Source organism: Bacillus sp. XB1, assembly GCF_053557995.1.
On the sequence record NZ_JBNRIL010000001.1, the window covers coordinates 127,358 to 139,451 of the forward strand.

A 12,094-nucleotide genomic window follows, 5' to 3' on the forward strand; every position below is an offset into this window, starting at 1 on the left:
TAGAAAATTGAGAAAGAAGGTGAAGGATTGGGAATTAAACATCTTAATTTAACAGTTACAGATGTAACAGCAGCTAGAGAGTTTTTAGAGAAGTATTTTGGTCTAATTTGTAGTGGAACAAGGGGAAATGGCTTTGCAGTTATGCGTGATAATGATGGATTTATACTAACTTTAATGAAAGGAAAAGAAGTTCAGTATCCAAGAACATTTCACGTAGGATTTCCACAAGAAAGTGAAGAACAAGTAGATAAGATAAATCAAAGATTGAAGGAAGATGGATTTTTGATCGAGCCTCCTAAGCATGTCCATGCGTATACGTTTTACGTTGAAGCACCTGGTGGATTTACAATAGAAGTGATGTGTTAAGTCAAAAATCAAACTTTTTGTTATGTGTTTTTAAAATAAAAAGTAGGAAAAGTCTGTTTTAAGTGTGGAGCTTAAACAGGCTTTTTTACTTATAGTATCGGATAGAAAACGCTAGAAGGAATAATATTCAGTTCTTATAACTGTTTACATAATAAAATTATGCTGGGTTCGTTGTCCTAAAATACAAGTCATATATCTTGTTTCCTCTCATAAATTTAAACATAGGAATTTGTCTACAAAGGTGGCGAAGCCTCATCATGAAAATCCGAATTTGTGCCACGTTCATGTTGTTTCTATTTATATGTTTACCTTTATCAGCTTTTGCAAAAGGAGAGGAGGCAAAGGAAAGGGTCGTTTCACTTGTATATGACGATTCGGGCAGCATGAGAAATAACGATCGCTGGAAATATGCCAATTATGCTTTGCAAAGTTTAGTTGCGCTATTGGATGAAAAAGATAAATTTTCTTACGTTCCAATGAGTAAGCCGAATGAGCCATTAAACATTTCGTTAACGAAGGATAAAAGGCAAACAGAAATTGAGGGAATTGGAGCATGGAAAACGTATTTAAATACTCCATTTAGCGCGGTAGAAACGGCGATGCAATCTATAAAAAAGGAAGCAGATATAGATGGAAAACGTGAATTTTGGCTTATTGTATTAACTGACGGGGCATTTAATGATTTAGAGAAAGATAAGGTTGGCGGAAAAGAACAAATTTTGCAGAAATTAGCCCAGTTTAAGAAAGAAATGGATGCAAAAAAGATATCGTTACATCCAGTCTTAATTACGATGGAAGAAGATTTAGGACAACAAGAAAAAGAACAACTAAATACGTTCAAGGAAATATGGAAGAAAGAGATAAATGGTGTTACGATGCCGTCAAGCGGAGAAGATGGCATTGTAAAAAGTGTAAATCAAGTGGCAGCATTAGTTGCAAATCGTGATCCATTCTCCTCTGTTGAATCGATTGTAAAAACGAAAGTAGTGGGGAAAAGAGTAGAGATTACAACACCGTTTCCGTTAAAGCGTATGACGCTTGTACGACAATCGCCTTCTCTGCCCGATTATCAGGTCACACAAATTTCTAAACCATTACAATTACAATCTTCTTTTTCCATACATGCACCAGGAGAAGCAAAATTGTTCGGAAATATAGTTCATATAAGTACGGAAAATGAGGAAGTTATTAAACCAGGAACTTATAAGATAGAAGTGGACCAGGACATTGAGAAAGAAGGACTACAAGTACTAGTTGAACCAGCGCTTAATTATACGGTTTCTACTTATGCCAAAGATGATAGTAGTCAAAAAAATGTAGAGAAAATGTATGAAGGTGTTACTGCTGTTATTGAAGCAAAGCCTACGGAGTTGCCAGTTCAGTCTTCTTACTTTCAGGCAGAATTAGAAATAGAAGGAAAACAGTACCCGATGAAGTGGGACGATAAAAAACATGTATTTTACTACGAAATGAAGATTGCTAAAGGGCTAGTGCGTGGGAAAGTTCATATGAACATAAAGGGATTTTACAGACAGACGAAAGAATTTAAAATTGAAACAGCTGAGAAACCGAAATTATCACTTCAAACTGTTACAAAAGATTATGAAGAAAAAGTGACAAATTTAGAGAATAGTAAACCATTTGTTTTACAACCACAGTTAGATGGTAAGCCGATGACAGAAGAGGCTGTAAAGAAACTATTAAAATCTACTGGTGTCACATCTAAACAATCAATCAACTATGAAATAAAGCAACATGGAAATCAAATCTATGTTTATCCTCGTCCCTATTACTCCGACACATTTAATTTTACAGATACCGGCACCGTAGAAGCTACCATCGTAATGCAGGATTCAAAGTTACAAGAAGTAAAGAAAAACATAACATTCCATATTCAAGATGCTCCGTTTTATGAAAAATATGCGCTTATTTTTAAGTTTGTCATTCCTATCACTTTATTACTGTTAGTAGTAGGAATCATTGTTTTAGGATGGATTGTTCGGCCAAGATTTCACCGGAAAGCACTACTGTATTATGAATGGGATCAAGAGGTAGCGAAAGATTGGCTATATCAATCTGAACCAGAATTACTTCGAAATAAATGGTGGAACCATTATTTGGGGATCCCATTTAGAGCAGAAAGAAAAACTGTGCAATCCGTTACATTTATAGCGAAGAAAGGTTCGAAATCTGTCTTTGTAGCGAAAGAATCACAAGTAGTTGGAATGATTATTGATGGAATGTTTATAACAGAGGATGAAGTAGGAATGGAACATAAGACACTATATCCAAATGAACTTTTACTAATTGATAGAGGATATGGTAAGGAGATTTACAAGTACGAATGTGAATAGTAGGTAGGGATAAGAAGGGGATGGAGTATTCATTCTCTTTCCCTTTTTTCAAACAAGCAAGAATAGGAAGGTGGTTCACATGACATTACAAGTTCCAACAATATTAATTGGTTTAGGTGGAATCGGTAGTACTGTGACGCATCAAATATATGAAAAACTGCCTGAAGAGCGCCGAAAAAAGGTAGCAATGCACGTATTTGATACAGATGTGAATACATTAAGTAAATTTGATCATATTCGAAAGTTTAAGACACAAACAAGTTCTAGTAAAACGCCTAGGGAGTATATTGCAGGAGATCCAACGATCCCAGAGTGGTTTCCGATGGATCCGACTATACTTGATAAGCCATTAACAGAAGGAGCAGGACAGTTACGCGTTATTTCACGTTTAGCGTTACGTGCTGCGATGAAAGAAGATAAATTGACGTCTTTTTGGCAAGAAATCGAGAAAATTTTTCCGGTTACAAGTGATCAAACGGAATATGGTGTGCGTGTCATTATAGTAACATCACTAGCAGGCGGAACAGGTTCAGGGATGTTTCTGCAAATTGCATTATATTTACGTGAAATGCTTCGGAAGAAATTGCAGCATCATAACATTTTAATACGCGGTGCGTTTTTAATGCCGGATGTTTTAGTAAAGACGAGAACAGTTAGCGCGAAAGAATTTGAAACGGTGCAAGCAAATGGCTATGCATCGTTAAAAGAATTACATGCTATTACGCTCGGTTCTACTGGAGAATTATCAAAACGCGGCGGTGTAACAATTGAATTAGAGTATCGCCCTGATCAAGTAGATGAAGACGGAAGAACGAATCATACAATTAAACAACATCATTTACCGTACAATTATTGTTTCTTATACGATTATGAAAACCTACATGGACACCATTTACACAATTTATCAGATTATATGGAACAGATGGCAAATACAATTTATTTACAGTTATTTAGCCCGATGTCCACAAGTCATTTTGCACAAGAAGACAATCAAATTCAGCAATTAGCAGAATCAAGCGGAAAAGGACGATATTGCGGGGCAGGAACGGCAAAACTCATTTATCCGTATGAGCATGTGTTAAAATATTGTGCTTTAAAATGGGCTGTGCAAGGTTTAGATGAATCGTGGCTTCATTTAGATCAACTGTTTCAAGAGAAGAAGCAAAGATATGACCAAGATGTAAAACGTGGGATGCAGCGTGAAAAGCCGGAGAGAGGTAAAAGTTATTTAGAGGACTTGGAACATCTTGCTACCCGTCCAGAGCAAGCTCATATTTTCTATAGACAAATGTACAATGAAACACGTGAAGGAGCAGAGGGTGGTAAGCTCGGAGTTGCGAAATCAAAACTGTTTTTAGAAGCTGTAGAAAGTTATGTACAACGAACGGTGCAAAAAGATGAGGAATTAAATCGTCTGCAACATGAGTGTAAAATTTCAGCTGCGAAACTGAAAATGATGGAACAAATGAAAGGTGAAGTGGCAAGAGTGGATCATGCGGTTCGTTTATATGCGTATGCGATTCCGAGCCGTGTACATGAACATGTAACGACACTTTTATATGACATGATTGAATCAGACCGCTTTTCACCAAGTGGTTCTGAAGGGCAGTCCTATCAATTAAATACATGGTTTTTAAAGAAAACAGATCCAGTTCACCCAGTAGCAGCACGTTTTATGTTATATGAAATTCGAAAGCAGTTAGTGGAAAAAATGAATCGACTACATGAAAATAATGAACAAAAGCGAAATGTAATTCAAAACTACGATAAAAAATTTAATGTGGGTAATATCGATGGAACGGTAACGGCTGTACGCCGAGTAGAAATTGCTCAACAACAAGGCTGGTTTGGAAAAATGATTAATAATCAGCAACGTTTATTCAAAAGAGAATTTGAAGACATTATAACGCAATATGTACACAAATTAAATGAATATCGAAAAGAAATGCTATTAGAACTTGTATATCAATCGCTATATCAAGCAGTTAATAAAATGATTCAATATTGGGAAAGATTTTTTGATAATTTACATGAAACACGTGAAAATTTACTGTTTGAAATCCAAAAGCGCAGTAAGGAATTTGAAGGGAAAACAAACCCGACGAATGTATATGTATTAGCTGAGGAACAGCTGCAAGAAAAGATATGGCAAGATATGCAGCAACATTTAAATTTAGGTGTACTACCGAAAGATATATCAGCGGAAATTTATATGAGTTTGTACGGGGAATATTGTCGTGATGCGAAAACAGAAGAGATTCAGTCGAAAAAGGTAGAGGATTTCTACCGAGAACATATACTGAGCTATTGTTATGACGAACTGCAAGTACGCTATCGTGATAAATTAGAACTGAATATCATTGAAGCGTTGCGAAAAGAAGCAGATTATAAGAAACGTGATCGCGATGAATACGTTCGTGAAAAAATTGAAGACCTGTTCCATTTAGCGAGTCCATTCGTTCCGAAAGTTGCTCATCATAGGGAATTACAATATTGGGGTATACATCCTTCTTTAAAGAAAGAGCTGCAAGAGGAATTAATTCAAGAAATGTTTAAAGAAAAAGATACAGTACATGAAGCCTTTTCGCCATTTGAAGTGATCTGTTATCGAGCGCATTACGGCTTATCGCTGCAGGACTTTCCTAAATTATCATCAGGACATATTTCAAACGGATTTATGAATGATAAAGGTGACTATTTCCAATCGTATTATCGCCGTGTAAACAAATTAAATAGTAAAAAATCTAGTTTAACGCCGCATTTAGATAAGTATTGGCACTTACCAGCCTTTATGCCAGATTTAAACGCGACTCAAACAAAATTAGATTATGATAAATGTAATCGTGCATTACTATACGCATATATGTATCGCTGGATTAGTTTAGTTGCTGTTGATGGACAATTTGTGTATCAATATAACGGTGTAGGACGTAGCTTTTTAATTCAGTCGATGGGGAAAAATATTTCAAGCGAAAGTTATAAATTACACAGAGCATTGCTTCATAATCCGTTTATTTATGAAAACATCTTGTCACGATTTGAAGAAGAGCAAGAAAAGGCGATGATACAAGGTGGACATTTATATACACATCCGTTCGTATTAGGAGCCCAAGATGTAAGATGGCTTAGAAAAGAACATGTCCACAATCTTTTAGATATGATTTTAATGTATGACCGTGAAGCGAAGTATGATCCGACATTAGAAGAAACATCAGATGAATTATTAAGACTATTCCTCGATGAAATCGAGTTGTATTTCCAGAACTATTACGGTACAGGTGCCGATATGGTGGCAAAGAAAGAGAAAGAAATGTTTATTAAACAATTGTGGGATCGCTCGCATGCAAAAGGATATGTAGATCCAAATAGCGCTCCGTATAAAAAATGGCAAAATTTATTAAGTGTTCAAGATGAAGAAGAAACGCCAAAAACGAATGTATAATGAATGAAAAGGGAATCCTTAAAAGTGGCAATACAACTTTAGAAAAGAGGGATTCTGATGCCGTTTTTAGGAAGTGTATATCAAATATTTGGGTTATATCCGGAACTTTATTATGGGATGATTTCAGCAGAGTTGCAAGAGGAAGCTCAGAAGGAGCATCTTGAAAATAGTAGTGCAGAAGCTGAAGTGGAAGAATAAAAAAAAGTGCAGATGAAAATCTGCACTTTTTTGTTAGTATTAAAATGGTGACATAACCTCAAATAAATTATTATCTAAAAATAATAATTTATTTGAGGTTATTATGATTTTTATTGCATTGTATGTAATGAAAATTGTATGAAAATCAATGTAATAAAATGCATATGAATATTAAGGTGGAAAACAACAATGTTTTTGAGAAAATAATTATGTATAAAAATAACATTTGATACATAATCAGCCGATTATTTTTGAGTGATTTATTATTGACAATATAATTAATTGTATGATAAATTCAATCAGCATTCTTAATGGTTTTTTGGTATGGTTAATATTTTGAAAATTCAATACGGTATAAAGAGATTGATTTTTCTGTTTTTATTGAGACGGGTTACTAAGTCTATAGGGGAAGTGAACTATGTATATTTTTATTTTTAAAATAGAACAGTAATAAAGAATGTAACGAGTAAGAGATAAACTTGAAAAAGAGGTTTCAAAGAATGAGTCTTTTCATAAAGAAAGCAATGGATGAAGAAAAGAAAAAAGTATTGAATCAAACTTTAGGAGCGATTGATTTAACTCTTTTAGGTATTGGAGCAATTATTGGTACAGGTATTTTCGTATTAACTGGTATTGTAGCAGCGAAACATGCTGGTCCGGCGATTGTATTATCTTTTGTATTAGCGGCAATTATATGTGCATGTGTAGCTTTCTGTTATGCTGAATTTGCATCTACAGTTCCAGTTTCGGGAAGTGTATATTCATATACATATATGACACTAGGTGAGATTTTTGCATTTATAGTTGGCTGGTGTGTTATGCTGGAGTATTTATTAGCGACTTCTGCGGTTGCAGCAGGCTGGTCAGCATATTTTCAGTCATTACTACTAGGTTTTAATATTCACATTCCTACGGTTTTTGCTTCGGCACCAGGAATGGGGAAGGGTGGAATCATTGATTTACCAGCAGTTCTTATTATTTTAGTTGTTACATTTTTATTAAGCCGTGGTGCAAAAGAAAGTGCACGAATTAATAATATAATGGTTATTATTAAACTGGCTGTTATTGTAGGATTTATTGTTGTAGGGACACAATATGTAAGACCAGAGAATTGGCAACCATTTCTACCGTTTGGTTTTAACGGTGTGGTAGGGGGCGCTGCTACTGTATTTTTTGCTTTTTTAGGATTTGATGCAGTTGCAACAGCCGCAGAGGAAGTGAAGCGTCCACAACGTAACGTGCCAATTGGGCTACTTGTTTCCTTGTTCATTTGTACCGTTCTATATGTAGGTGTTTCATTCGTGCTAACTGGAATGGTTCCGTTTACGGAATTAAATGTTGCTGATCCGGTTGCATATGCGTTGCGCACTGTAGGAGAAGATAGAATTGCTGGGTTGTTATCGGTGGGAGCGATAGCAGGGCTAACAACAGTTCTGTTAGTAGCTATGTTTGCATTTGTTCGTGTATCTTACTCGATGAGTCGAGATGGACTGTTACCAAAAAGACTTTCAAGTGTCCATAAACGTTTACAAACTCCATTTTTTAATACGTGGGTTACAGGTATACTAGCAGCTTTATTAGCGGGATTAGTGGATTTGAATTTATTAGCTAATTTAGTGAATATGGGAACGATAACAGCATTTGTGTTTGTATCTATAGCTGTCATTGTATTAAGAAAGACACATCCTAATATGAAGAGGCCATTCCGTGCCCCTCTAGTACCTTTTTTACCTATCGTTTCAATAGTAAGTTGTATATATTTGGCATTGAACCTTTCTAAGCTTACTTTAATTAGTTTTGTGGCATGGATTATAATAGGGGTTTTCATATATTTTGTATATGCTAAAAAACATAGTAATGTTAGAAATAGAAATAAAGTATAGTCCATTGAAATAATACTTGTAATGGAAATGAAAACACGCTACTTATTCATATAAGAACAAGTAGCGTGTTTTTTCTATTTAATAATCCCATTTTCTAAAATTTTAATAGTTGGTGCCACTTTCACATTAGCTTTTGAAAAGGCACACGGCCAATCATCTTCGACTTGTTTCCATTCTTTATATTGAAACGCTCTCGCATAATCACCAAATCCGAATGGATCAAGTTGCTGTTTTTGAATGTTGTGGATTAAATCGTTCAAATCTTTGTTTAGTTGTTTTGTAATAAGAGAAGTTAATTTCTTTCTATCTTTGTCTATATCCATATTGAATGTAAGTTCAGAGACAGCAATTTTCAAATCCATTTTAACATGAAATTTGAAGTGGTTATCGCTATAATCTGTATGGATATCACAATCCATGCTAAGAACATTTATTGTTACGAAATCGCCGCCATCGGTATCTTTTAAATCACTATTACTTTCAACTGAAGTAGAAGGGATTTTCAATGTAAGCGAAACCGGTGTATTCGCTTTCTTTTGTAACAAAAGAAGAAGGGCGCTTTCATAACGATTTAATGACATTTTATAAATTCCGCGAGAAGTTAATAGCGCGGAACCAGTAACGATAACATCCTTTTTACCTTTTTTTATTTCTGAAATAGCAGGTGTTATACCTTTATTAAACGTTTGCCTGTGAAATTCATGGAATGTCGTAAAAACGGTCCGATTGTACAGTTTGTTCGTATTAATTAAATCTGTTAAATACTCGGGAAGGGCAGGCTTATCTTTAAAGTTATTATATATAACTGAAGAAATTGGACCGTCTACTGCAACCATGCGCATGTTTCCAGTGTTTTTAGGATCACGATACCAAACATCAAGGTAAGGCATAGCCCCTTCTTGTTTTAAAAAATTTGTGCTAAATAAAATGAGCTGTAACTTTTCTGTAGATACTAAACCGCCACTTGAACTATTAAACGTTGCTTTTGCTTCTCGAGGTGTACGTACTTTCGCTTCATGTGTTTCGTACTTTTTTTCTACGTCTTCATTAAAAATAGGATTTACGTGGTACACAATTAATTTTCCTTTTGCTTTTGCATCAAAGCCGTAAATTAATGAAATCGATTGTTTTTCTAAGTCGAGTCGATCTCCACAGCCTGTTAAAAAGGTTATGAGAAAGTAAAGTATAGTGAAATGAATAAAGCGCCTCATTTAAACTCTTCTCCTTTTCCAATGCTGATAAAGTGTCATGTATAAGAGAAATACGACCGGGAATAGAAAAACGATAAAATAACTTGCAGTTCCCCAAAATTCTCGCAACGCACTTATTTGGTAAGAGGAAGGGATATAAAAGAATAAGATGAAGATACACCCGAATAATAAACCATAAATAGGTAATGAACTCCTTTTTTTGTTAAGTAATTGATTGATTCCATCTGAAGCAGTAAAAATATAAGGAATGCAAGAATCAAAAATAATAAAGAGATAAAATGACAAAAAGATAATTTCAAATCGCTCAAGAAATGAGAAGTGAAATGGTGTAACAAGAGAAAGAGTCGGCCATAAAAACTTAGTTATACCATCTGGGCTAAAATAAAGGAAAGAAACGAACGTCACTTGCAGGTAAACGAATAAAGTAATCAAATTCGCAAGAACAATCCCTTTTTTTGCAGATGATTTATTACTGAGGTAAGGATAAAGGACGAATGCAAACTCAAATCCGAGAAAGGCAATAATAGTTGATTTTACTGTGTTGAAAACTGGTATCCATCCCTCTTTAAGGAGAGGAAGAAGATAAATCCAATGCCCATCTTTAAGTGGGATAAATAATAGTAATGGCATCCAGAGTGTAAATAAGACAGTAAAAACAGCATAGCGGCTAATAATAAGAACACCTTTACATGCGAGCATTACCATTGGAATAGATAATAGCATCATGATTAAAAACATTGGAGATCTAGGCAAAATCCAAATGTGAATAACGTATAAGAGGGAAAAAATTAAAGAAACCGCTGCAAGAACAGCATATAAAATCCAAAAAATCATTCCTACTCTTCCTAACCATTTTCCAAGATAACGAGTTAGCACATCAAGTAAATGGTAACCAGGATGCTTCTCCATGATTTTTACAATACATAGACTGACTAAAGTAGTGATAGCGCATCCTATAATAATAGACATCCAGCCATCTGTATTCGCCCCTTGGGCCACTTCACGTGGCAGTGTAAGTACACCGAATCCTACTTGAACACCACTAATCGTTAAAATGTATTGAAATAAACTAATCTCCCTCTTTACACGCTTTGTCACTTATCTTCCTCCTTTTCTTCTATATCCGGTTGTCGATTTTCTTGTTTTAAGTTAAGGGATAGTGGTCGTTTCTTCATTAGTTTCCATGGCAAACGCACAAGAACGTCTTTTAAATCCGTAGCAAATGATGGAGAAAAAGGACTACCGTAAGGAACACCAAGTGATTCCATAGAAAGAATATGGATGATGATAACTGACATTCCAACCATAATTCCAATGACTCCGAATAAAGAAGCGATTATCATCATTGGAAAGCGAAGAATCCGAACTCCTGCTGACATTTCCAGATTGGGAATGATAAAAGAAGCGACTGCGGTAATAGATACGACGATAACCATAACATTACTTACGATTCCTGCTTGAACTGCAGCTTGTCCAATAACAATCCCTCCTACGACGCCAATTGTTTGTCCGACGGGACCGGGAAGTCGAACTGCAGCTTCGCGTAGCATTTCAAGTACTAATTCCATCAAAAGTGCTTCTAATATAGGCGGAAAAGGAATTTTGGCTCGAGATTCTCCAATTGTTAACAATAATTTAAGTGGAATTACTTCATAATGAAAGGAAATCATAGCAATATAAAGAGCAGGAGCAAATATTGCAATAAATAGTCCAGTGAAACGAAGGAGTCGTATAAAAGATGGAATCATAGGTCTGAAGCTGTAATCATCTATCGTCTGAAAAAAGGATGAAAAGGTCATAGGTCCTATTAATACGCCTGGTGAGCGATCTACAATAACGGCAATTCGCCCATCTAGAATATGATGTGCTGTTGTGTCAGGACGTTCAGTTATTGATAATTGCGGAAAGAGAGTAAAGGAATTATCTTCAACAAATCCTTCTAATTCACCAGTAGTAAGAATCGCATCAACTTTTACTGACTCGATACGGGATGCCATTTCTTTTACGACATTTTCGTTCGCAACATCTGCTAGATAAAGCAAAAAAACCTTTGAAGTAGCTCGTTCACCAACAGTGAATTCCTTCACTTTCAATTCGCGATTTGGAATATATCGACGAATAAGTGCAAGGCTGTCGCTCGCTACCTCATTAAATCCTTCGTGTGAGCTTTTTATGGAGCTCTCTGTTGTAGGTTCTTCAATGCTCCTTTTTGGTGCCGCTTGCGTATCAAGCTCTAAAGCGGATAGTTGCCCGTTTATAAATAAAATACTTTTGCCGTGTAAAAGAGATTGTTCAATGTCTGTCCACTGTTGAACTTTTTTAATATTTCCGATAGAAACAGAGGCTTCCCAAAAATCGTCTTCATTCCACTCTTTAAATAAGAGAGGACGAAGAATGTTTACGTTAATAACAGTTTTGTCTACAAGTCCTTCCATATATATAAGTGCAGCTTCCTGTCCGTTTTTTAATGGAAAAGTGCGTGTTATTAATTCTGGAATACCGCTAAACAGTTTGGACAAGTGCTTTAAATTAAGGGAAAGGGAAGAAGAGATAGATTTATTTAATGTGTGATTAGCTTGCTCTTGGGTAGAAAAAGATTTTTCACCACGAATCCATTTATTAAAAGACCCCATTTGTTCG

8 protein-coding genes are annotated in these 12,094 nt (G+C 35.4%); 5 read left to right on the top strand and 3 right to left on the bottom strand.

The annotated features are described in order from the left end of the window. The first annotated feature begins 27 nt into the window (after nt 1–27). The 5 genes from ACK1U5_RS00710 (at nt 28) to ACK1U5_RS00730 (ending at nt 8,243) form a co-directional block, all read left to right on the top strand. Nucleotides 28–366 carry a VOC family protein gene (locus ACK1U5_RS00710; RefSeq protein WP_087875640.1) on the top strand — a complete coding sequence of 113 codons (339 nt, stop codon included), beginning with the start codon at nt 28–30 and terminating at the stop codon, nt 364–366. A gap of 257 nt (nt 367–623) precedes the next feature. After that, complete coding sequence (locus ACK1U5_RS00715) at nt 624–2,720, top strand: vWA domain-containing protein (protein ID WP_087875639.1); 2,097 nt, start codon at nt 624–626, stop codon at nt 2,718–2,720. A 79-nt stretch (nt 2,721–2,799) separates the two neighbouring features. After that, nucleotides 2,800–6,162, top strand: coding sequence for a tubulin-like doman-containing protein (locus tag ACK1U5_RS00720; protein ID WP_000175107.1), 3,363 nt, complete (start codon nt 2,800–2,802; stop codon nt 6,160–6,162). A 57-nt stretch (nt 6,163–6,219) separates the two neighbouring features. Next, the gene (locus tag ACK1U5_RS00725) at nt 6,220–6,360 is read left to right on the top strand and encodes a hypothetical protein (RefSeq protein WP_001116193.1); all 141 of its coding nucleotides are present in this window, start codon (nt 6,220–6,222) and stop codon (nt 6,358–6,360) included. A gap of 500 nt (nt 6,361–6,860) precedes the next feature. Then, nucleotides 6,861–8,243 carry an APC family permease gene (locus ACK1U5_RS00730; RefSeq protein ID WP_100240304.1) on the top strand — a complete coding sequence of 461 codons (1,383 nt, stop codon included), beginning with the start codon at nt 6,861–6,863 and terminating at the stop codon, nt 8,241–8,243. Between the two features lie 74 nt (nt 8,244–8,317). Here ACK1U5_RS00730 and gerSC read toward each other — a convergent pair whose 3' ends face one another. The 3 genes from gerSC to ACK1U5_RS00745 are packed head-to-tail and all read right to left on the bottom strand — an operon-like array spanning nt 8,318 to nt 12,087. Further along, the gene (gene gerSC / locus ACK1U5_RS00735; protein WP_087875638.1) at nt 8,318–9,454 is read right to left on the bottom strand and encodes a spore germination protein GerSC; all 1,137 of its coding nucleotides are present in this window, start codon (nt 9,452–9,454) and stop codon (nt 8,318–8,320) included. Continuing rightward, nucleotides 9,455–10,552: an endospore germination permease gene (locus ACK1U5_RS00740; protein WP_000167069.1), complete on the bottom strand. Its 1,098-nt coding sequence runs from the start codon at nt 10,550–10,552 to the stop codon at nt 9,455–9,457. Next, nucleotides 10,549–12,087, bottom strand: coding sequence for a spore germination protein (locus tag ACK1U5_RS00745; RefSeq protein WP_087875637.1), 1,539 nt, complete (start codon nt 12,085–12,087; stop codon nt 10,549–10,551). Before ACK1U5_RS00745 ends, ACK1U5_RS00740 begins: the two co-directional genes overlap by 4 nt. Nucleotides 12,088–12,094: the final 7 nt, after the last annotated feature.